Source organism: Prodigiosinella aquatilis (assembly GCA_030388725.1).
GTDB lineage: Bacteria > Pseudomonadota > Gammaproteobacteria > Enterobacterales > Enterobacteriaceae > Prodigiosinella > Prodigiosinella aquatilis.
On the sequence record CP128857.1, the window covers coordinates 2,679,390 to 2,703,284 of the forward strand.

At 46.9% G+C, this 23,895-nt stretch carries 18 protein-coding genes and 1 pseudogene; 6 read left to right on the forward strand and 13 right to left on the reverse strand.

Annotation, left to right across the window (positions count from 1 at the left end):
• Positions 1 to 95: 95 nt before the first annotated feature.
• The gene (locus PCO85_12460) at positions 96 to 1,205 is read left to right on the forward strand and encodes a YcbX family protein (protein ID WJV52069.1); all 1,110 of its coding nucleotides are present in this window, start codon (positions 96 to 98) and stop codon (positions 1,203 to 1,205) included.
• On the opposite strand, the gene PCO85_12465 is transcribed toward PCO85_12460, so the two are convergent.
• The 3 genes and pseudogenes from PCO85_12465 to pepN all read right to left on the reverse strand — a co-directional run bounded on the left by PCO85_12465 (position 1,202) and on the right by pepN (position 5,861).
• Positions 1,202 to 1,765 (reverse strand): cell division protein ZapC, encoded by a 564-nt coding sequence (locus PCO85_12465; GenBank protein WJV52070.1) that lies wholly within the window; start codon positions 1,763 to 1,765, stop codon positions 1,202 to 1,204. The two genes, PCO85_12460 and PCO85_12465, sit on opposite strands and share 4 nt — an antisense overlap.
• A gap of 160 nt (positions 1,766 to 1,925) precedes the next feature.
• Positions 1,926 to 2,933 carry a quinone-dependent dihydroorotate dehydrogenase gene (gene pyrD / locus PCO85_12470; protein ID WJV52071.1) on the reverse strand — a complete coding sequence of 336 codons (1,008 nt, stop codon included), beginning with the start codon at positions 2,931 to 2,933 and terminating at the stop codon, positions 1,926 to 1,928.
• 313 nt (positions 2,934 to 3,246) lie between these two features.
• A pseudogene (pepN, locus tag PCO85_12475) lies at positions 3,247 to 5,861 on the reverse strand (aminopeptidase N).
• 588 nt (positions 5,862 to 6,449) lie between these two features.
• Between pepN and pncB the strand changes: the two are divergent.
• From pncB to PCO85_12490, 3 genes are all read left to right on the forward strand, one after another.
• The gene (pncB, locus tag PCO85_12480; GenBank protein ID WJV52072.1) at positions 6,450 to 7,655 is read left to right on the forward strand and encodes a nicotinate phosphoribosyltransferase; all 1,206 of its coding nucleotides are present in this window, start codon (positions 6,450 to 6,452) and stop codon (positions 7,653 to 7,655) included.
• Positions 7,656 to 7,838: 183 nt separating this feature from the next.
• Positions 7,839 to 9,239, forward strand: coding sequence for an asparagine--tRNA ligase (asnS, locus tag PCO85_12485; GenBank protein WJV52073.1), 1,401 nt, complete (start codon positions 7,839 to 7,841; stop codon positions 9,237 to 9,239).
• Between the two features lie 296 nt (positions 9,240 to 9,535).
• A complete protein-coding gene (locus PCO85_12490; GenBank protein ID WJV52074.1) occupies positions 9,536 to 10,615 on the forward strand; it encodes a porin in 1,080 nt (359 codons plus the stop codon).
• A gap of 345 nt (positions 10,616 to 10,960) precedes the next feature.
• Here the strand turns inward: PCO85_12490 and PCO85_12495 are convergent, their stop codons facing one another.
• Positions 10,961 to 11,401, reverse strand: a complete 441-nt coding sequence (locus PCO85_12495; GenBank protein WJV52075.1) for a hypothetical protein — start codon at positions 11,399 to 11,401, stop codon at positions 10,961 to 10,963.
• 418 nt (positions 11,402 to 11,819) lie between these two features.
• On the opposite strand from PCO85_12495, the gene PCO85_12500 reads away from it, so the two are divergent.
• Positions 11,820 to 12,899, forward strand: a complete 1,080-nt coding sequence (locus tag PCO85_12500; protein WJV52076.1) for a porin — start codon at positions 11,820 to 11,822, stop codon at positions 12,897 to 12,899.
• Between the two features lie 221 nt (positions 12,900 to 13,120).
• Entirely contained in the window at positions 13,121 to 14,311 is a 1,191-nt protein-coding gene (locus PCO85_12505; protein ID WJV52077.1) for an amino acid aminotransferase, read from the forward strand.
• A gap of 202 nt (positions 14,312 to 14,513) precedes the next feature.
• Here the strand turns inward: PCO85_12505 and PCO85_12510 are convergent, their stop codons facing one another.
• From PCO85_12510 to PCO85_12550, 9 genes are all read right to left on the reverse strand, one after another.
• Positions 14,514 to 15,161, reverse strand: coding sequence for an MBL fold metallo-hydrolase (locus PCO85_12510; GenBank protein WJV52078.1), 648 nt, complete (start codon positions 15,159 to 15,161; stop codon positions 14,514 to 14,516).
• A 68-nt stretch (positions 15,162 to 15,229) separates the two neighbouring features.
• Positions 15,230 to 15,778, reverse strand: a complete 549-nt coding sequence (locus PCO85_12515; GenBank protein WJV52079.1) for a YcbK family protein — start codon at positions 15,776 to 15,778, stop codon at positions 15,230 to 15,232.
• Positions 15,779 to 15,972: 194 nt separating this feature from the next.
• The gene (gene ldtD, locus PCO85_12520) at positions 15,973 to 17,673 is read right to left on the reverse strand and encodes a L,D-transpeptidase (protein ID WJV52080.1); all 1,701 of its coding nucleotides are present in this window, start codon (positions 17,671 to 17,673) and stop codon (positions 15,973 to 15,975) included.
• A 436-nt stretch (positions 17,674 to 18,109) separates the two neighbouring features.
• A complete protein-coding gene (locus PCO85_12525; GenBank protein ID WJV52081.1) occupies positions 18,110 to 19,561 on the reverse strand; it encodes a YdiU family protein in 1,452 nt (483 codons plus the stop codon).
• Positions 19,562 to 19,797: 236 nt separating this feature from the next.
• The gene (locus PCO85_12530) at positions 19,798 to 20,589 is read right to left on the reverse strand and encodes an EAL domain-containing protein (GenBank protein WJV52082.1); all 792 of its coding nucleotides are present in this window, start codon (positions 20,587 to 20,589) and stop codon (positions 19,798 to 19,800) included.
• A gap of 259 nt (positions 20,590 to 20,848) precedes the next feature.
• Positions 20,849 to 21,865, reverse strand: coding sequence for a lipoate--protein ligase (locus PCO85_12535; protein ID WJV52083.1), 1,017 nt, complete (start codon positions 21,863 to 21,865; stop codon positions 20,849 to 20,851).
• A 39-nt stretch (positions 21,866 to 21,904) separates the two neighbouring features.
• The gene (locus tag PCO85_12540) at positions 21,905 to 22,378 is read right to left on the reverse strand and encodes an NlpC/P60 family protein (GenBank protein WJV52084.1); all 474 of its coding nucleotides are present in this window, start codon (positions 22,376 to 22,378) and stop codon (positions 21,905 to 21,907) included.
• A gap of 165 nt (positions 22,379 to 22,543) precedes the next feature.
• The gene (gene btuD / locus PCO85_12545) at positions 22,544 to 23,314 is read right to left on the reverse strand and encodes a vitamin B12 ABC transporter ATP-binding protein BtuD (protein WJV52085.1); all 771 of its coding nucleotides are present in this window, start codon (positions 23,312 to 23,314) and stop codon (positions 22,544 to 22,546) included.
• Between the two features lie 2 nt (positions 23,315 to 23,316).
• On the reverse strand, positions 23,317 to 23,868 hold the full coding sequence (locus PCO85_12550) for a glutathione peroxidase (protein WJV52086.1): 552 nt from the start codon (positions 23,866 to 23,868) through the stop codon (positions 23,317 to 23,319).
• Between the last annotated feature and the right edge of the window lie 27 nt (positions 23,869 to 23,895).

Sequence of the window (23,895 nt, forward strand, 5' to 3'; positions counted from 1 at the left end):
TCGACGCTATCACTTTAAAGAAAATTGAGGCGCATTATAGCTAATCCCCGCGGGTTGTCATAAAGTTGCCGCTTTATCTCGGCAAGGAATATTCCGTGATCAATTTAACTCGGCTCTTTATTCACCCGGTAAAGTCCATGCGGGGCATCCAGCTTTCGCATAGTATGGTTTCTGACAGCGGCCTGGCGTACGACCGCATTTTCATGATCACAGAAACCGATGGAACATTTATTACCGCCCGCCAGTTTCCTCAACTGGTATTGTTTACTCCGGCACTGATGCAAGATGGCATTGTCATTGCCGCAACAGATGGACAAAGTATCGATATCCGGTTTGATGATTTCACCCATGCCCCGCACCCCACCGAAGTATGGGGTAACCATTTTCAGGCGCTCATCGCGCCCGAACACATTAATCAATGGCTCAGCGCGTATCTGCAACGCCCAGTGCAACTGCGCTGGTTGGGGCGCGATCTCTCCCGACGAGTGAAACGTCATCCGGAAATTCCACTGACATTTGCCGACGGTTACCCGTTTCTTTTAATCAATGAAGCCTCTTTTGAGGATTTGCGCCAGCGTTGTCCGGCAGGTATTAAAATTGAGCAGTTTCGTCCCAACTTAGTTGTTACCGGCGCGGCACCTTTTGCTGAAGACAGTTGGCAAACCATCCGCATTGGCGACGTTATTTTCGATGTCGTAAAGCCCTGTAGCCGCTGCGTACTCACTACCGTTAGTATAGAGCGCGGACGTAAACACCCGGCGGGTGAACCGCTCGCCACACTGCAAAAATATCGTACCGCCGAAAATGGCGATGTCGACTTCGGTCAGAATCTGATTGCCCGCTCCCATGGCATTATTCGTGCGGGTGATGAAATAGAGGTACTGGCAACCAGAACACCAAAACCCTATGGTGCCGGGGACATCGCAGCGCATTTGTCGATACCTCAACAAAATACACAGACAATAACCATTGATTATCAAGGACAAAAAATTCAAGGGAACAACCAGCAAATTCTACTGGATCAGTTGGAACAACATGGAATTCGTGTTCCTTACTCTTGCCGTGCCGGGTTGTGTGGGTGTTGTCGTCTCACCTTACAGAATGGTGAAGTTTCAGCGCTGAAAGATAGCGCTATCGGACCTGATGGAACCATCCTGTCCTGCAGTTGTATTCCGCAAAGTAATATCCAGTTGGGAGAATTCTAAACAGCACGAGCATAACCCGTTGATGGGGATGACATAGCTACTGTTTCCTCATCTACTGGTGACAACCGGTCATGCATAATTTTTATTGCATCTCCCATCATCATGGTTTTGCCACTTAACGCGATCTGTGCTTGTACCAGCAGGCACAAGCTGGCTTTATCTCCCGCCTCAACAATCATAAAACTGGCCTGTTCGTGATTGTCATTAAGCACAACCTGAACCAGATCGCCCGTTTGTGGACAATAGCTCTTCATCTCCTGTTGGGCAAAGTACCAGCTTTTGGGCATCAGTGGTTTCAGGAAACGGTTTGCCACCAGCGCGTTCAATACCAGTTCGGCTTTTGCTTCGTGGCTAATATTCATACACTGGCACTTTTCGTGATAAATAAAAAATAATGCCGCATCATCCACACAAAAAGCGCTTTCATTAAACGCATCGGGTGTCAGCATGCTGGCTGGAAAACGCGAGCGGAATATTATGCCATTGGCAAGATCAAGCATTAACCGCTCATGTTCAGTATCAAAATACCAACGCCAATTATCGTCAGGTGTTAATTTCATCGGATTACCTTTAATTTATCCTCACCACTATCTGCTGAATAATTACTGCTTCCAGAATAATCAATCAGGCAAGGTTCTGACGTATTTTTATACAAGCAAATAAAATATAGACTAGCCGGGAGAATAAATAAACCCCCCGGCAATAATGAAAGGATAAAAATCAGATATAAGTAACGATATCTTTAATCAAACGTGGTCCGTGAAAAATAAAACCACTATAGATCTGAATCAGTGTCGCACCCGCCACCATTTTTTCACGGGCTGAAATCAATGAATCGATTCCTCCCACACCGATTATTGGCAATCGTCCATTTAATTCCAGCGACAAACGTCGAATAACTTCCGTACTGCGGGACTGGAGAGGGAGACCGCTTAATCCGCCCGTCTGACCACAATGATTTAACCCCTGGATCAATTGACGATCCAATGTCGTATTCGTCGCAATTACGCCATCTATATTATGCCTAACCAAACTGTCTGCAATCTGGATCAATTCATCATCAGAAAGATCCGGCGCAATTTTTACCGCCACAGGAACATATTTTTGATGACGTTGTTCTAATTCCGACTGCTTGTTTTTTACAGACTGTAACAGATCATCCAATGCATCACCGTATTGCAGCGTTCGTAATCCCGGTGTATTGGGAGAAGAAATATTGATGGCAATATAACCGGCATGAGAATAAACCTTATCCATGCAGATCAAATAATCTTCTTTCCCTTGCTCTACCGGCGTATCTTTATTCTTTCCGATATTGATGCCTAATACGCCACCAAAGCGAGATTTTTTTACGTTCTCGACCAGGTAATCAACGCCACGGTTATTAAACCCCATACGGTTGATTAAGCCTTCCGCTTCCACTACCCGAAACAGACGAGGCTTATCATTGCCCGGCTGCGGGCGTGGTGTCACGGTACCCACTTCGATATGACCAAACCCCATAGCACCGAGTGCATCAATACACTCACCATCCTTATCCAGACCGGCAGCCAGTCCCAGCGGATTCTTAAAAGACAATCCCATACAGGTAACGGGTTTGGTGGGAACAGACTGACGAACTAAAAGCTCCAGTGGCGTGTGGGCAATACGATGTAATAGTTGGATGGTAAACTCATGAACTCGTTCTGGATCGAACTGAAATAACACATTACGAATGAGGGGGTACATGAACTCTCCTGAATTCCCAGTAGCAAACCGGGGGCAGATTATCAGCTATCCAATTCGGAAAGGGAATTGACCTGAGGCAAAAAGGATCGAAACAACGCAACCGTTTTCCTTTTCCAGGAGGACATCCCCTTCCTTATGCTATTTTTGACTTTAAATTCCATAATAGATCGTTTCAGAAATAAGCCAATCTCTAGCAATGAATACAGTGTTACCACAATACCAATGTCGCAAACATTACTCGTGCAACCCAAAGCAAAGAACCACCGCCATCGGCGGTGGTTCTACACACTATTTCGGTCATGTAAGATAATGCTTACGCTTCCAGTGCCTTGTTAATTTTCTCGAACAGATCCCCAGACAGATTCTTCAGCGCTTTTAACTCTTCCAGTGCCTGACGCATCAATGCCTGACGAGAAACGTCATAACGTTTCAACCGGATTAATGGCTCGATTAGGCGCGACGCCACTTGTGGGTTACGGGTGTTGAGATCAGACACCATCTCCGTCAGGAAACGATAACCACTACCATCAGCCGCATGAAAAGCCGATGGATTGCCGGAACAGAAGGAGCCGACCAGCGAACGTAACCGATTCGGGTTATTCAAGCTGAATGAACGATGATTGAGTAATTCACGCACTCGACTCAAGACATCTGCATCCGGACTGGTTGCTTGCAGTGTGAACCACTTATCCATCACCAGGCCATCCTGGTGCCAACGTTCATCAAACGCCGCCAGCAACGCCCCTTGCCCTGGCAATTGAGCGGTTACCGCTGCAGACAACGACGCCAGCGAGTCTGTCATATTGTCCGCCTGCTCAAATTGAGCCGTAACCAGGTGATCTGCTTGTGCTCGATCCGTAAACGCCAGATAGTGCAGACACACATTACGCAATGCCCGTTTGCCCATATCCGCCTGTTCTACACGGTATTCTGGCATATTGTTAGCCCGGTACACGGCCAGGCACTCATCTGCCATTTCCTGCGCCAACGCCTGAATCATGGCATGACGAACGGCGGCAATCGCTTCTGGATCAATAATGTCAAACAACTCAGCCATTTCGTTTTCACTGGGCAGTGTCAGGATCTGCGATGCCAGCATCGGATCCAGTTTGTCATCCAGCAAAACCCCCGGAAAGCGTCAACCACATGCATCGGCAGGGAAAGCGCCTGATGTTGCTGATAGCGAGCCACATTCAGGCGAATGTAGTTGGTCAGCAGACTTTGTGCCGCATCCCAGCGGGAAAATGCATTGTTGGCGTGACGCATCAAGAATGTCAGTTGCTCATCGCGCCAGGCATAGTTCAGTTTTACCGGTGCAGAAAACTCTCTTAATAAAGAAGGGAACGGCTGACTGGACACACCATCAAAGACAAATGTCTGCTCCGACTGTGTTACATTCAGCACCGAAGCCACTGGCTGTCCGTTTTGCAATAGGGGAATAACCTGCCCTGCCGGGCTGTACAGCTCAATATCCAGCGGAATATGCAACGGCAGCTTGGGTTGTTTATCCACACCGACTGGCGTCATCTGGCTGACATGCAACTGATATTTTTCACTGCCAGCATCATATTCATCCCGAATAGTCAGAATCGGCGTTCCCGACTGACTGTACCAACGACGGAACTGGGAAAGATCAACATTCGAAGCATCTTCCATCGCCTGTACAAAATCATCACAGGTCGCTGCGCTACCATCGTGCCGCTCGAAGTAAAGTTGCATACCAGCCTGAAAATTCGCCTCACCGAGCAATGTATGCATCATTCGGATCACTTCAGCCCCTTTTTCATACACCGTCAGGGTATAGAAATTATTCATTTCAATCACCTGGTCCGGACGAATTGGATGGGACATTGGGCTGGCGTCTTCGGCAAACTGAGCGCCTCGCATCACCCGTACATTATCAATACGGTTGGTCGCGCGTGAACCCCGATCGGAACTGAACTCCTGATCGCGAAACACCGTCAGCCCTTCTTTCAGACTGAGCTGGAACCAGTCCCTACAGGTAACGCGGTTACCCGTCCAGTTATGGAAATATTCGTGACCAATCACCGCTTCAATATTGAGATAATCCTTGTCGGTAGCCGTTTCCGCCTTTGCCAATACATATTTGGAGTTGAAGATGTTAAGTCCTTTATTCTCCATCGCGCCCATATTGAAGAAATCTACCGCCACAATCATATAAATATCGAGGTCATACTCCAGGCCGAACCGGGTTTCATCCCATTTCATGGCATTTTGCAGTGAGGTCATGGCCCAACCAGCACGATCAAGGTTGCCGCGATCAACATACAGTTCCAGCGCCACTGATTTTCCTGAACGGGTAATGAATCGATCCCGTAGGACATCGAAGTCACCCGCGACCAAGGCAAACAGGTAGCACGGTTTCGGGAACGGATCCTGCCACTCGATCCAGTGACGACCATTATCCAGATCACCCTGTGCGATACGGTTACCATTAGAAAGCAAATAAGGATAGCGTGTCTTATCAGCACTGATGCGAGTAGTAAAGCGAGCCAGCACATCCGGGCGATCGAGGTAGTAAGTGATATGACGGAAACCTTCCGCTTCGCACTGTGTACACAATGCCTCCCCGGACTGATACAGCCCTTCCAGCGCACTGTTGGCTGCAGGAGCAATTTCAGTTTCAATCCGCAGGGTGAAATTTTCTGGTAGCTGGCTCAGTTCCAGGCCGTTATCCAGCAAACGGTAATCAGACCACTGCTGATCATTGACATGGACACTAACCAGTTGCAACCCTTCACCATTCAGTGTTAATGGCACCCCTTTTTTACCCTGTGACACCACCTGACTGACGGCAATCACCCGTGTCTTTTCCGGATGTAGATCGAAATCCAGTGCGATATCAGTGATGGTATAGTCCGGCGCACGATAATCATGCCGGTGTTTTACTTGTGGTTGTTGGCTCATAAATCTTTACCTTATGACATGCAGTAATAATGACGGGTATGTCCGGTTTCCGACCTGCTTGAGGCATCAGATGCGTTCATCATCAACCGCCATGTGCTGATATCCGCTGGCAAGGCATCAGTGCCTGTGCCAGACCGACTCAGTCAACCGGGGTAAACAACAGTAAACAAGTACCGGAGCAGCAGGCGCAATAGATTGTTGTATAGTGCGATGCTTTACCTGCACCGTATACTTTCACTATCCATCTGTTTTATGTGCAATTCCGATACTCAAACAAGGCTTCGTCTTGTTAACGGAAAGTCTCTGCCAGAATATGATCCAACACGATGCCCGAGTGTATTCATCGTATTCGGTGAACTTTTCTTAATTTTTGTTTAGTATAAAAAACATTTAATTTCAATCACTAATGTTAAATATAACATAAAATCAGACACTTTTTTGTCACAATCGCACATTTGAATCTCGCGTTAAAGCCCCCATTATGATGTGATAGCGCCATTAAATAGTAAATGGATGATCAAGGTCTTTCTGGAACTGATGATTATCATGACGGTAAATACGCGTCTAACGAGGATGCTGTAACGCATTATGACTTTACACACTTCCCCGATATTGACCTCATTGCTTGATACCGATGCTTATAAACTACATATGCAGCAGGCGGTATATCACCACTATTTTGATGTGGATGTGACGGCTGAGTTTCGCTGCCGTGGCGATGAGTTACTGGGGGTCTATGCAGATGAAATCATCGCTCAAGTTGAGTTGATGAGCCAACTGGCGCTAAGCGAGGAAGAATTCAACTATCTTTCCTCTCTGCCATTTTTCAAATCCGACTACCTAAATTGGCTGAAAACCTTTCGTTTTAATCCACAACAGATCCGTGTAAAAAACCATCACGGCAAATTAGATATCCGTATTACCGGCCCCTGGCGTGAAGTGATTCTCTGGGAAGTGCCGCTATTAGCAGTGATCAGTGAAGTGGTTCATCGTCTCCGTTCACCGGCTGTTACTGTTGATGCCGCACTCAAGCAGTTACATCATACCCTGGCGCATTTTCGTGCCCGCAGTGCAGATATCGATCTTAGCCATTTCAAGCTGATGGACTTCGGTACCCGCCGTCGCTTCTCCCGCAAGATACAGCAACAGATAGTAACTACTCTGCAGGCAGAATTTCCTTATCTGATTGGTACCAGCAATTATGATTTGGCACGTCGGCTAGCACTGAACCCCGTCGGCACACAGGCCCATGAATGGTTCCAGGCACATCAGCAAATTAGCCCAACGCTGGAAAATAGCCAGCGTGCAGCACTGCAAGCCTGGCTTCAGGAATACCCCAACCAGCTAGGCATTGCGCTGACCGATTGCATTACCATGGATGCATTCCTGCGAGATTTTGATGGCACTTTTGCCCAACGTTATCAGGGATTGCGTCATGATTCTGGTGATCCAATCGACTGGGGAGAAAAAGCGATTGCCCATTATCAACGATTGGGTATCGACCCACTGACTAAAACACTGGTGTTTTCTGACAGTCTGAATCTTGATAAAGCGCTAAAAATTTACTGCCACTTCTGGCAGCGCATCAATTTGATTTTTGGTATCGGAACCCACCTCACCTGTGATATTCCCGGCGTAACTCCGTTGAATATTGTGATTAAACTGGTGGAGTGTAACGGTAAACCCGTCGCTAAACTGTCTGACAGCCCTGGTAAAACCATCTGTCGGGATCCAGCGTTTGTCAGCGCCCTACGTAAAGCATTTGACTTGCCATTGGTCAAAAAAGCTTCCTGAAATCTGTTGATCTGTCATCGTATTGGCTAATGTTTAATCCAGCAGCGCCGGAATTGCACAAAACTTATTGCATTCCGGTGATTTCTGCTTGTGTCCTGACAGGCGACAAGTAACATAGCGAAGCGCCCTTTTATCTGGGTCACTCACTGTTTCCAAACAAATTTTAATTAAAGAGAGAATGTTATGAGCGTAGTGCCTGTAGTCGACGTACTGCAAGGCCGTGTCGCCGTTGACAGCGAAGTCACCGTGCGCGGCTGGGTACGTACCCGGAGAGACTCTAAAGCCGGTATTTCCTTTGTTGCCGTCTATGACGGTTCCTGCTTTGATTCACTACAGGCTGTTGTCAATAATAATCTCCCTAATTACCAGAGCGACGTCCTACGCCTGACCACCGGTTGCTCCGTGGAAGTGACTGGTCGCGTAGTTGCTTCACCGGGTGAAGGGCAGAGCTTTGAATTGCAGGCCACAAATATCAATGTTATTGGGTGGGTTGATGACCCGGACACCTATCCGATGGCGGCCAAGCGCCACAGCATTGAATACTTGCGTGAGGTCGCGCATTTACGCCCACGTACCAACCTGATTGGCGCTGTCGCTCGTGTACGGCACACACTGGCTCAGGCTATTCACCGGTTCTTTCACGAAAACGGTTATTACTGGGTATCAACACCGTTGATTACCGCTTCTGATACCGAGGGTGCCGGTGAGATGTTCCGGGTATCCACACTTGATCTGGAAAATCTACCGCGGACTGAACAAGGTAAAGTGGATTTCAGCGAAGACTTCTTCGGCAAGGAAGCATTCCTCACGGTATCCGGTCAACTCAACGGCGAAACGTACGCGTGTGCCCTATCCAAAGTCTACACTTTCGGCCCCACTTTCCGGGCGGAAAACTCCAATACCAGCCGTCATCTGGCTGAATTCTGGATGATTGAACCAGAAGTGGCCTTTGCGACACTGGACGATATCGCCAAACTGGCGGAGGATCTGCTTAAGTACGTCTTCAACGCCGTGCTGGAAGAACGTGCTGATGATATGAAGTTCTTTGCCGAACGTGTCGACAAAGAAGCCATCAGTCGGCTTGAAGGCTTTGTCCATTCGGACTTTGCTCAGGTGGATTACACTGATGCCGTCACTATTCTGCAAAACTGTGGTCAGACGTTTGAAAACCCAGTTTACTGGGGCGTTGACCTTTCATCTGAGCATGAACGTTTTCTGGCGGAAAAACATTTCAAAGCGCCCGTCGTCGTGAAAAATTATCCCAAAGACATCAAAGCTTTCTATATGCGGATGAACACCGACGGTAAAACTGTTGCCGCCATGGACGTCCTGGCCCCCGGTATTGGCGAAATTATCGGTGGTTCCCAACGTGAAGAACGACTGGAACAGCTGGATATCCGGTTGGAAGCAATGGGACTCAAAAAAGAAGACTATTGGTGGTATCGCGATCTGCGTCGTTACGGTACCGTTCCTCACTCAGGGTTTGGTCTCGGTTTTGAACGACTGATCGCTTATGTTACCGGCGTGCAAAATATACGTGATGTTATCCCTTTCCCACGCTCACCACGCAATGCCAGCTTCTAAGTAAAAAATTACTATAAGTAAAACAAATAACTAGAAAATGGAGGGTCGGTAAATCCGAACCTCCGTTTTTATTTGTGACGCAGTCGACAAAAGTTCCGTGGTTTTTACATTTTGAAACACATAGTTTCCATTTGTTACTCAGTTAGGCAGTTAGTATCATTTTCGCGGTAGATTAACGGACTGGTGAATGGAAAACTGCGTGCAGACACAGGAAGACACCAAGCTTCTGGAAAAAGTTCCACACGGAATTTTCAATGGTTGCAATAGGTGTCTGTATAACACCAATGAGGGTAATAATGATGAAGCGCAATATTCTTGCAGTGGTAATCCCGGCTCTGTTAGCTGCTGGCGCAGCAAATGCAGCTGAAGTGTATAACAAAGACGGTAACAAGTTGGACCTGTACGGCAAACTCGATGGCTTGCATTATTTTGCAAAAGATAATAGCCAGAATTCTGACGGTGACCACAGCTACGCTCGTCTGGGTTTTAACGGCGAAACGCAGATCACTGATCAACTGACCGGTTATGGTCATTTCGAATATGAGTTCAGCGCCAGTGAGCCAGAAACTACCAACGGTAGTGCTGGTCACACCCGTTATGGTTATGCCGGTTTGAAATTCGCTGATTTTGGTTCTTTCGACTACGGTCGTAACCAAGGCATCGCTCACGATGGTATCTCTTATACTGACGTTCTGCCTGAATTCGGTGGCGACTCCTCCTACACCGATAACCTGACCGGTCGTTCTAGCGGTGTTGCAACTTACCGTAACAAAAACTTCTTCGGCCTGGTTGATGGCTGGGACTTCGGTATGCAGTACCTGGGCAAAAACGAAGGCTCTCGTGAACTCAAAAAACAAAATGGCGATGGTTACGGTTTTTCAACTTCTTACACTTCGCCAATCGGCATTGCTGTAATCGGTTCTTATGCCGCTTATGATCGTACTAGTGCTCAGAAAGCTGGCGGCGAAGGTGCCAAGGCCGATGCATGGGCGACTGGTCTGAAATATGATGCAAATAGTATTTATGTAGCGGCTACTTACGGTGAATACCATAACCTGACTTATATTGGTTCAACGGCAACGGGCACTGCTTATGCTGACAAAACCAAAGTATTTGAAGCGGTTGCTCAGTATAACTTTGACTTCGGTTTAACACCGTCTCTGGGTTATGTTTCCGCCAAAGCTGATGATGACACCAGCGCAACCAAAACCAGCGCTTATATCACCAAATATGTCAGCCTTGGCGCTACTTATGCCTTTAACAAGAACATGTCTGTCTATACTGAATATGACATCAACTTGATTAAAACGGCTGACGATAAGTATGGTAAAGGTACCGATGATACTGTAGCTGTTGGTGTGGTTTATCAGTTCTAATTATCTATCAGCTGATGGTGATATCAGTCTGATTGGGTAATTTTAACGCCAGTTGGCCCTGCTGACTGGCGTTCTCTATTTTTTGCCCATTTCCCTTGCCCCCCATCTTGCATCCAATGCCTGTTCTACTCCTTGCTCCTTGCTCCTTGCTCCTTGCTCCTTGCTCCTTGCTCCTTGCTCCTTGCTCCTTGCTCCTTGCTCCTTGCTCCTTGCTCCTTGCTCCTTGCTCCTTGCTCCTTGCTCCTTGCTTCTTGCTTCTTGCTTCTTGCTTCTTGCTCCGCACGTCTTCAAACACACATCTTTAGTTCTTCAGTACACAAAATACTTACCTGACTGAAAACCTTGTCATAGCCGCGTTAACAAAGCACAGCTTGTACTCTCGGTCTCGGTCTCGGTCTCGGTCTCGGTCTCGGTCTCGGTCTCGGTCTCGGTCTCGGTCTCGGTCTCGGTCTCGGTCTCGGTCTCGGTCTCGGTCTCGGTCTCGGTCTCGGTCTCGGTCTCGGTCTCGGTCTCGGTCTCGGTCTCGGTCTCGGTCTCGGTCTCGGTCTCGGTCTCGGTCTCGGTCTCGGTCTCGGTCTCGGTCTCGGTCTCGGTCTCGGTCTCGGTCTCGGTCTCGGTCTCGGTCTCGGTCTCGGTCTCGGTCTCGGTCTCGGTCTCGGTCTCGGTCTCGGTCTCGGTCTCGGTCTCGGTCTCGGTCTCGGTCTCGGTCTCGGTCTCGGTCTCGGTCTCGGTCTCGGTCTCGGTCTCGGTCTCGGTCTCGGTCTCGGTCTTAAAGTTTACGCACAATGTAAAAGAACAAGGAAAGTCACACTTTTATTACTTTCGACAATCTTACATACTAATTGTGACAAAAATAGTGGAAAAATATTTCAACATCATGAATATAATGGTTTTTTATAAATCATTAAACTATCTTAAGTATATAAAATGCCGCTTTACTTCATGAGAAGTATGTAAAAAATAACAAATAGTTTATTAAAAAATTCATAAATCGGTAAAAATAAAGAAATGTAAAATATTTAGAAATATACAAATACAATCTGTTTCAATAACAATCATTTAGTATCATTTTAATTGTAGATCCCCCCGCATTGTGGATGGAACACTGCCTGCGAACACAGAACGACACCGGCGTCTTGCAGAAGTTCCTTAAGCATTATCTGTAAACGAACAGGTGCCATATAACACAATGAGGGTATTGATAATGATGAAGCGTAATATTCTGGCCGTAATCATCCCGGCATTACTGATGGCAAGCACAGCACACGCTGCTGAGATCTATAATAAAGACGGCAACAAGTTGGACCTGTATGGCAAACTCGATGGCTTGCATTATTTTGCAAAAAATAATAGCCAGAACTCTGACGGTGACCACAGCTACGCTCGTCTGGGTTTTAAAGGCGAAACGCAGATTAATGATCAACTGACTGGTTATGGCCGCTTCGAATATCAATTCGATGCCAGCAATCCAGAAACGACCAACGGTAGTGCTGGTAAAACCCGTTATGCTTATGCCGGTTTGAAATTTGCTGATTTTGGCTCTTTCGACTACGGTCGTAACCGGGGCATCGCTCACGACGGTATCTCTTATACTGACGTTCTGCCTGAATTCGGTGGCGACTCCGGCTACACCGATAATCTGACCAATCGTACCAGCGGTGTTGCAACCTACCGTAACAAGAACTTCTTCGGCCTGGTTGATGGCTGGGACTTCGGTATGCAGTACCTGGGTAAAAACGAAGGCTCTCGTAAGCTCAAAAAACAAAATGGCGATGGTTATGGTTTTTCAACTTCTTACACTTCGCCAATCGGAATTGCGGTAATCGGTTCTTATGCCACTTATAATCGTACTAGTGCTCAGAAAGCTGGCGGCGAAGGTGCCAAGGCCGAGGCATGGGCGACTGGTCTGAAATATGATGCAAATAGTATTTATTTAGCGGCTACTTACGGTGAATACCATAACCTGACTTATATTGGTTCAACGTCAACAGGCACTGCTTATGCTGACAAAACCAAAGTATTTGAAGCGGTTGCTCAGTATAACTTTGACTTCGGTTTAACACCGTCTCTGGGTTATGTTTCTGCCAAAGCTGATAATGACACCAGCGCAACCAAAACCAGCGCTTATATCACCAAATATGTCAGCCTGGGTGCTACTTACGCCTTTAACAAGAACATGTCTGTTTATACTGAATATGACATCAACTTGATTAAAACTGCTGACGATAAGTATGGTAAAGGTACCGATGACACTGTAGCTGTTGGTATGGTTTATCAGTTCTAAGTTGATTTCACTTCCGTAAAATCATCTCAAACAAAGACAAGGCCTAACTGCCTTGTCTTTTTGTTTTTTAGCTGCTGATCTTTTCCTCTCACTCAGGCTTTTATTTTGCCTTCCCTGCCATGGTGATTATTTCCATTTCTTTTGATGCAAACGGTTGGCAAAGCCATAAGCTAGCGGTAACCTGCTATTTCTTCCTTATTCTGTTATGGAACTATCTCGCAATGTTTGAGAATATCTCTGCTGCACCCGCCGACCCAATTCTTGGCTTGACCGATCTTTTCCGCGCTGATGAGCGTCCACATAAAATCAATCTGGGTATTGGTGTTTATAAAGACGAAACCGGTAAAACGCCGGTTCTGACCAGTGTTAAAAAAGCAGAACAGTTTTTACTGGAAAACGAAACCACCAAAAACTATCTGGGTATTGATGGCCTGCCTGAGTTTGCCCGTTGCACGCAGGCATTGTTATTCGGTGAACAGAGCGACATTATAGCCAATAAACGCGCACGCACCGCGCAAACTCCAGGCGGCACGGGTGGTTTACGAGTAGCCGCTGACTTCATCGCCAACAAAACCAGTGCCAAGCGTATCTGGGTAAGTAATCCTAGCTGGCCTAACCATAAAAATGTCTTTTCAGCCGCAGGTCTGGAGGTCTGTGATTACACCTACTATGATGCAGCCCATCACACACTTGACTTTGAAGGCATGCTCAGCAGCCTGAATGCAGCTCAGGCTGGCGATGTGGTGTTGTTCCATGGCTGCTGCCATAATCCCACCGGCATCGACCCTACCCCGGAACAGTGGGCTACATTAGCCAATTTAGCATTAGAGAAAGGCTGGTTACCGCTGTTTGATTTTGCCTATCAGGGTTTTGCAAAAGGTCTGAATGAGGATGCACAAGGTTTGCGTGCTTTTGCGGCCAAACATCAAGAACTGATTATTGCCAGTTCATACTCCAAGAATTTTGGCCTGTATAATGAACGTGTCGGTGCCTGTACGTTTGTTGCTGCTGATTCTGCCACAGCCGACACTGCGTTCAGTCAAGTAAAAGCCACTATTCGCGCCAACTATTCCAACCCACCAGCTCACGGTGCCGCAATCGTAGCAACCATTCTGTCAAATGACGTGCTGCGCGCCATCTGGGAGCAGGAGCTGACCGCCATGCGAGAACGCATTCAGCGGATGCGCCAACTGTTTGTTAGCACCCTGCAGGAAAAAGGCGCGCAACAAGACTTTTCCTTTATTATCAAGCAAAATGGGATGTTCTCTTTCAGCGGGCTTAATAAAGACCAGGTACTACGTCTGCGCAGTGAATTTGGCGTATATGCCGTGAATTCTGGCCGTATCAACGTTGCTGGGATGACACCGGAGAATATGTCTCCGTTGTGTGAAGCCATTGTTGCTGTACTCTGATATCAGCGCAACAAACCCGCTATCGTGACAACTAGCGGGTTTGTTGTGACAGCTAAAATGATATTAATGCTGATAAGACAGGTAGTTAATGTGTTCAGCGTTTGGAGGCAAATCCTGCTACGACCATATCGTTTTGATGATTAGCCTTCACTCTGGCAATAATGATCTTATCTGATCTATCTTGGTAACGACTAATTGCAGATTAACCGAACGTAGTATCATTACGGACAAACGGGTTAGTTTTCCGCTCTTCACCAAACGTCGACATTGGGCCATGTCCCGGGATAAAAGCGACATCATCACCCAATGGGAAAAGTTTATTACGGATAGAGGCAATCAATACCTCATGGTCACCCTGAGGAAAATCGCTACGTCCGACACCACCGCTGAAAATCACATCACCAACCAATGCCAATCGCGATGCTGCGTCGAAAAAGACGATATGCCCTGGTGTATGGCCGGGACAATGCAATACCGATAACAAAATCGTCCCTACTGTCACCGAATCACCTTCGTCAAGCCAACGGGAAGGTGTTAATGCCGGACAGTCTTCCAGCCCAAACATGCGGCTTTGCGCTGGCAACCCATTCAGCCAGAACGCATCTTCACGTTGTGGGCCTAAAATAGGTACCTGATAATGCTCAGCCAATGATGCAGCCGCGCCAACATGATCGAGATGCCCATGCGTCAAGAGAATCTGCTTAACGGTAACGCCAGCCCGTGTTACGGCTTGCGCTATTTTTTCCTTCTCACCACCGGGATCAACAATAGCGGCTTCTTTGGTTTCTTCACACCACAATAAAGTGCAATTCTGGCTAAACGCCGTAACAGGAATAATCTGGTATTTCATACAGTTCCGTTTTTACCCCACTATCCCATGACATGCTATATCCACCCATGTCATGTAGTTATTATGCTTTACCAGGTACGAACCGCTCCGGTATCAATGTGCACAAAATTACTTTTCGGGTAATACCCTACACCGCCAGCACGCATTTTCAGAGCAGCTTTGTGAATAGTAGCCAATTGCACACCTTCAATATGGAAATCCATCGCTTTACCTTGTGTGTGATAACTGTGCTTAGCAACCCCTCGACTGTGAGATCGTAAATTCTCATTAGTACGATAAGTACGATAACCGGAGATAAGCTGTACTGGTTTATTGGTACCCAACATAACCTGTAACCGATATAGTTGATCGAACAGGTTGGGATCGATGGTTTTCACCTTATTCGCCCGATAATCGCGAAAGAAATGGTTTAAGCGTGACAACTCTTCTTTATTGTACCGGTGTCCGTCAAAAAACTCGACTTTAAGATGTTCACCCGTATGAAGGTTATTCAACATCAGAATGCGGGGTCTGGACGTAGAAAAGGAGGCAAAAGACCGACCTGGAAGCAGGGCTAATCCCAACGCCGCACTCCCAAGTGCCAGCCATTTACGACGATGATTGTCAATATGTTCCATAAAGCAGTATTACCCTGGCTAAAAATGGCTAAAAAAAAATCGGTGTAATGGTACAAAAAATGCGCCATCCGAACCTTAACTGCCGATGAAAAGTGAGTCAACCTGCTTTACATGAGAGGTTGCCGAGGATCCTAATGATTTATCGCTCACCGCCATAGCCGTAAAAAACGGGCAATATCTGATATTACCGCTAGTTATTGCAAGAATGACCCGACGTTTGGCAAGGCCTGAGCATTGCTTCTCACCATGCCATCATAATTGTAAATATCTGTACGAAATTGAGGCTTACCATTATCGGCTACCCAGGCGGTCAAATAATAGAGATTAACCGGTATGCGTTGACGGATCGGGACGTAGATGGTGTTCCCCCGATCAAGTGTTGAAGAGATTCTGGCATTATTCCAACCGGCATCCTGTAACAGCAGGACAGCCAGTTCAGAGGCTTTATTGATCCGGACACAGCCTGAACTCAGCGCCCGAATATCCTTCTGGAACAGGTTATGATTCGGTGTATCATGCAGATAAATCGCATCTGAATTCGGCATATTAAACTTATAGCGTCCCAGGGAATTCTTCGCCCCTGGGGATTGGCGCAGCCGATAGGGAAAATTCATTGCCGACACCAACGGCCAGTCGATCATGCTTGGATCGATGATCTGGGCGTCTCGTCCCCAGTCAGAAAGTACGACATAATCATGGCGTTGCAGATAGCCCGGGTCCTGAATCACTTTGGGAATAATATCTTGGCGCACTAGCTTTGTCGGAACATTCCACGGTGGATTCATCACCACATCATTTAGCAAACTGCTCATCTGCGGCGTTTTCCGCTTCGGCTGCCCGACAATCACCCGTGACGACAGAACTTCAGCTCCATTATGATAATAGATGAGAGAATAATTGGGGATATTCACCATGATACCCGTGTTGACATTATCCGGGACCAGACGCAAACGTTGAATATTTAGTGCCAACAGCCTTGCTCGCATCTGGGATGAAACGTTAAGCCAGTCACGTGTACGTCTACCAATCACACCATCCTCTTGCAACCCTTGCCACTGCTGAAAACGCTTCACTGCCTCAACCAATTCTCCATCATAAACATTAACGGACGGCTGAACGTTGGAAGAGGACTCGTCGTGCGATATTGAGGATGTTACAGAGGTCAACATCCCGGTACGCTGTAATATTTCTCGCAGCGCGGGCAAATCAGTACTGTAATCGCCAGGTCGCAATGTACCCGACAGGACCAGTTTCGGCCACGGGCGATTATCCAATAACATATTTTTCAATGCCTGATGCATTTTAGCGTATTGCGAGTGATGCGGTATTAATGTGGCAATATAAACGGCCTCGCTGCCTGCCGAGATAGCCTGCTGCCACTGATTTATCATTACTGCCGGCGGCATTGCCAACGGATAAGAAACCTTACTGTAAAGCCAGTCATTACCTTTTTTTTCAACGCCAGACACAAACTGCATGTATCCCAACATGGCATCGGAAAGGACAACATCACGTGCAAACCCGGTGAGCCTGGCATCGGTCAGCCATCTAACCCAAGTAGTAAATTGCGGTTGTACACCGGAAAGAGCGACTTCGGCCAATTGCTGCTGAAACTCTCGAACCGCTCGATGATCAGACCACATAGGTTGCATAGCGTGACGGGTATAAAGCGTTGTCAATTCAGACAAATAGTGAGGTGAAATATTCGCCGGAAGTGCTGACATTAACGCCATCCGCCTTGCCTGCGAAGAAATATCGACTGATATCGCGGTTCTCCCGATGGTCGTAGTCGGTGATACCGCTTGAACTATAAATGGATAAAACACACTTCCCAACAATAACGCGCCAATAGCACTACAAAACAGCCTCTGCGTTTTCTGCCTCGTCAACAACATCCCATATCCCCTGTTCATTACCCACCATACTTTCCAGGACAAACCTTGCTACCCATAGAAATAAAATAACCAACTTCCAATATCGCAAAAAGTGTCCACGTTGATGGTGACAATATTTTCATCGCATAAAGCGGATATGGCTGGTCACCCACGCATTTGAAGAAACGCCCCCTGCCTTACTCGCTAGTATATAAACAGAAAATGTATTTTGCTTTATAGTTGACAGACTTATTTAATACTGAGTCCCTATTCACTGATTATCCGATAGCGTTTCACGATGCCATCATAAGAAACGGGAGACAAATAAATGTCGAGCCTGATAGATGGCTATTCATTTGTGTCATAAATAACCATCACACAATAGCGTGTTTTTAACATTAGCGATATGCAGGAACTTCTCTATCATCCAGGAAAAAGAGTAACAGCCAGCTACCTTTTAGCTGGAACAGGATATGGCAAGATGTTTACCCCACTCTGGGGGTAACGCCGCCAGATCGTTCATTTCCGGCTGTTCCTGATAAGGGTGACTCAATGCCTGGTGTAATCGTGCCAAAACGCTGACATCATCCTGTTGCGCACGTTCAATAGCCTGCTGCGCCAGATAATTTCGCAGAACATACTTAGGATTAACAGACATCATTACCTGTTGTCGGTGGCTATCGTCATAATCTTCTATCATCAGACGTCTCCGGTATGTATTAAACCATTGATCAAAAACAGGCCGGTCGATAAATTCATCCCGTAATGGAGATTGAACACTTTGCTGTTCCGTTGCCGATAACAGTCGGAATGTTCGGGTGTAGTCTGCCTTTTCCCGCTGCATTAACCGCAGTAACCCTACCAGAATGTCATTATCTTCCGCCTGCGCGGTGAACAAGCCAAGCTTTGCCCGCATCCGTTCCCCAAAAGCCTGCATTAAAACGGGCTCATAACGTTCGAGAGCTCGCTGTAGCGTTTCAACCGGTATCAGTTCTGATAGTGACTGAGCCAAACGATGCAGATTCCACAATGCAACAGCCGGTTGGTTATCAAATGCATAACGTCCTTGGTAATCTGAATGATTACAGACATAACCAGGGTTATATTCATCCATGAACCCATAGGGCCCATAGTCAATAGTAATACCGAGGATCGACATATTATCGGTATTCATAACACCATGCGCGAATCCCACCGTCTGCCACTGAGCAATAAGCCGCGCCGTACGTTCTACCACATCAGTAAACCACAGTTGGTAACGATCATTTTCCTGTTGCCACAGTGGCCAGTGGCGGCTTATCACATAATCAACCAACTGCCGTACTTTTTCCGGCTCACGTTGATAATAGAAATGTTCAAAATGACCGAAACGCACGTGACTTTCTGCCACCCGCAATAACATTCCACCTTGTTCTTCCTGCTCGCGCTGGACAAGCTGATCACTGGTAACAATCGTCAATGCACGCGTTGTGGGTATCCCCAAATAATGCAAGGACTCTGAAGCGAGAAACTCCCGTACCACCGAGCGCAACACTGCTCGGCCATCGCCCATACGAGAATAAGGCGTCAGGCCAGCACCTTTCAAATGCCAGTCAAGGCAACGGCCATCGTCGAGCTGCTGTTCACCCAGTAAAATACCACGACCATCACCCAGTTGCCCTGCCCAGGCACCGAATTGGTGACCACTGTAGACCTGGGCCAACGGCATCATTCCCGGTAGCTGATGTTCTCCGCACCAGACCTTACTGTTTTCTCCACAGAACCATTCGGGAGACAAACCAAGCTCATTAGCCAGTGCTTCACTGTGATAAATCAAGCGGGCGCCCCGCAGAGGCGTTGGTGTCAATTCAGTATAAAACCCGGGTAATTGGCGATGATAATGGTTATTGAACTGAGGGTGATTCGGCATAATTTCCCCTGACCGTAAAACGGTTTACACACGTTGATGATAGGGGAAACATAGTGTGAGGTGTTCCTTACATCATAGATACTTCACACCATGATCACTCCAGGTATCTCAGTTCATCAACTGAGTCATATGGTTATTACCGAGAGTGTAAAACTACGCGGGGGAAATTAACACTGATTAACAATAGGGATATTGCCATAAATACTATGGTGCAAATGAAATAAGGCAACCCGCAACTACCCATAGCAAACGGAAGGCAGTAGCTGATTCTCCAGTTGCTCCAATGGTACGGCGGGCCACAAGTTACCCTGTACCGCATTAATATCCAGGCTGTAAGCCTTTTCCAGATAATCTGTATTATCAATGCCTTTGGCAACCACAGTTAATGAGTGGCAATGTTTTTTCATAACATGCAATAAAGGATTCATCATAGAAACAGAAACCGGACGGGATAATAATTTCCAGACGAAATTAGGATTCAATTTCACATTATGCATCAGCCCATCATAAAGTGGTTTCAAATTGCTTTGACCTGAACCAAAATTATCCAACCACAAATCAAAGGATGCGCTTAATTCAGAGATACTCCGACTCTCTTTACCCTGAGATAAGTTAGGGAAAGTCTCATTAATTTCAAGTTGTACAAATGAAAGCGCTTGTAATTCATTCCTGATCTGCTCATTTCCGGACAGAAATTCCGACAGACCATAGTCTATTTTTAATAGTAAAAGAATTTGATTATCCTTAAACCAATCTGATTTACTTTTAATAATCGACAACTGTTCTGTTAACAGTGCTTCTTTCTGCTTCCAGTTCAGCATTCCCATCAGGATCTCCTGTGGTATAGCCAGGTTACCCGATACGCTATGAAAACGACCTATCATTTCTACTGCGTATAATTTTGACGCTAAGCTATAAATAGGAGAAAAAAGATACTTGCTGATATAATCAATCTCAAGCCGGATACGCATAGTGTCATAGCCAAAAGTTAAGTGAAACCTGTCAACACAGGCAGACTTAATTAACATTAAGCCTAGTCCGATTCGCTAAAACCACTCCTATATAAATTTAAAGATTATTAACCATATCATTCTTTTAGAAAAAGATATCGTTCCATCGCCTGCCGTATTAAAGGCGAAAAGACATTATTAATAACCTTGCTCCTTCTTCGGCGAATACCCATTTTACGAAAAAAAAAAAATCACTAATAATTTATAGTTCAATTTTAAAATAACACAATTTTTTTTTTCGATTATCTGACAAAATGCCTATAACCATTTCTATTTCTTAACGAATACTTTCACTTAGCCAGTCAATTAACTGAACAACTTCACTCTGATGCTGCGGGTATTGTAATTCCATTTGTCTACCGATTTTTGTTAGTTCATCAGGACGATATGCCTTCCCCTTTAATCTATCGGCCAGTGTTTCCAGTGGTTCAGGATTAAGGCTGTCGGTAAAAAGTTGACAGCGGCTAATGACACCCCGCTCGATGTCAAAATGCAGCTCCACCCCGCCCCACGGGAAACGGGTATCCAGCGAATGGGTAAAATCCGGGGCTTGACCGAAATTCCATTCCCAACGACTTTGCTTTATGAATTGCGCTTCCAACCCTGGGAGATCGGGTAATGCCGCCGGGGAGATCAACTCCGGCTCACAACGAACTTGATGGTAACGAAAAAAAGCTTCCGTAATTGCCTGACAAACATTTTCGTGAGTGATATCTGGTAACAATTCCACCAAATTAACAATGCGAGAACGAACAGAAGCAATACCTTTTGCTTGCAGTTTCTTTACGTCGGGATTGAGATAATCGGCCAGACGGGAAAGATTGGCATTTAACAATAGCGTCCCATGATGAAAACCTCGATCACGAGTTTCACGATAAGCCGAACCAGAAATTTTCCGAATCCCCTCAGCCGTTGGCACCACCAGGTCATTGCGCCCGGATGCCGTAGCTTCGATTCCCAGCATGACCAGCGCATCCAAAATAATGTGGGTAGACACACGCTTGTCATATTCAGGTTTGCCCGCCATAAAGGTAAAACAGGTATTCCCTAAATCATGAAAAACCGCCCCACCACCACTGCTGCGCCGCGCCAGTTTGACCCCATCTTCTGCCATACGTCGGGTATTGCACTCTTTCCACGGATTCTGTGCCCGACCAATCACTACCGTTTCCGCATTACGCCATAGAAACAGGACCCGTTGCGTTGATGGCATTTGCCTGAAAATACACTCTTCCACCGCCAGGTTAAACCAGGGATCAAACGACGTAGAAAGCAATAAACGCAACGACGACATAACCACTCCATGCAGAAAAATAACCGACCATAACCACAATCAAATACGACGTGCCTGCCAGTAAGCCCGTTGCCAGTACACATTATCGAGAGAAGAACGTATTACGCCTCTGCTGGTAGAAGCGTGAATAAATTGAGCATCAGTGTCATAAATGCCTACATGCAGCCCGCTACCGCTACTACCGGTTTTGAAAAAAATCAGATCGCCAGGAAGCAGATCATCACGATCAACTGGCGTACCGATCTCGGTTTGCCCCTCGGTGGAACGCGGTAATATCAGGCCAAAACGATCACGAAATGTCAGATAAACAAAACCAGAGCAATCAATACCTCGGTGATCCAGACCGCCATACTGGTAAGGCGTTCCCTGCCATTGCGACAACTGATCATCCAGTTGAATCACGACTTCCGCTGAATTACTCAAACGCGCGCTCTGTTGCGACACATGGCTGCTACAGCCCACCAGCGCTAAACTTGCCACTAATAGACAATATCTCCAGCGGATCAGGATCATGCGTCTACTCTCATGTCTGTCAAATAGTCGTAAGGTTTGCCTGCACTAGGTGCCAGAACAAATCGCCTGCTATAACCATAGTTAACTATATCAATTTATTAGCGTTCGTAATGGCAAAGAAACAGATGTTTTTTTATCGCCTTTATACGCATAAGACTTCCTGAGTCAGGCACTGCGGGTAATCATCCAGTGATGTCCGTCAACACTATGTTGCTGGAAGATGACACCAAAAACCGGTGACAATGTCTCCGGCTGCATGACCTTTTCGGTTTTCCCTTGTGCGACCAGCTTTCCATCAGCCATCAACCAGATACGATCAGCGTGATGGAGGCTATGATTCAAATCATGGGTAGACACCACCACACCAATACCGGCGCAACACAGTTCAGACAAAAGCTCATCCAACACCACCCGCTGGGCGATATCCAGACTGGTGTCTGGTTCATCCAGCAGCAATAATCGCGCCGAGGTATTAACCGACGGCCAAACCTGCAACAGTACCGCAGCCAGCCGCACCCGCTGCCATTCACCACCGGAAAGCTGTGTTAGTGAACGCTGTAGCTTATCTGCCAACATCAATCGTTCGGCCAGCATCTGTACCACATCATCGATCTCGGCAATGTTGTTCAATGGCGGCTGATGCAGCCAGAGATACTGAAAAACCGGCATCAGCGCAACTGGCGGATGCTGTTGCGGCAAATAGGCACGCAGCAGTGCCAAATCGCGACCAGACCAGTGTGACAGCGGTTTGTCTGCCAGTACCACTTCGCCGCATCCTTCAATTAATCCGGCCATCAACGCCAGTAAGGTACTCTTCCCTGCGCCATTCGGACCGATGATGTGCAGCAATTCACTTGTGTGGCATTCCGCATCCACCGGCAACAAACGTTGCCTGACACCGGCTTGTTCCAGCCGCAACAACGGTGTGACTGACATGGTTACTCTGCCAGTGCCCGAGTGATGGCATCGACGATCATGGTATCGTCCGGGGTCATATCCGGAGAAAAACGCTGAATGACCTGTCCTTGTCGATTAATCAGAAATTTTTCGAAATTCCATAAAATATCCTCGGCATGCGCTGGCCCCTGTCCCTGACTTATACGTCGTTCGTAAAATTCACTGCCATCTGGCCGGAGAGCCTGTAGCTGAGCCTGAATCAGTAAACGGTATAACGGATGACGTCCCATACCATTGACTTCAATCTTGCTGAACATCGGAAATTGCACACCGAAAGTGCCACGACAGAACGTCTGAATCTCTTCGTCGTTGCCTGGCTCCTGCCCGGCGAATTCATTGGAAGGGAAACCTAGCACCGCAAATCCGCGGGCTTTATAGGTTTCATACAACGCTTCCAGTCCTTCATACTGTTTCGTCAACCCACACTGGGAAGCCACATTCACCACCAGAATCACGCTGTTTTGCCAATCTGCCAGCGTCGTCTCACGACCATCAATAGTTCGCAGGGGGATCGAATATAAATCGTTGCTCATTGTCTATTCCTGTTTATTGTTGAACCG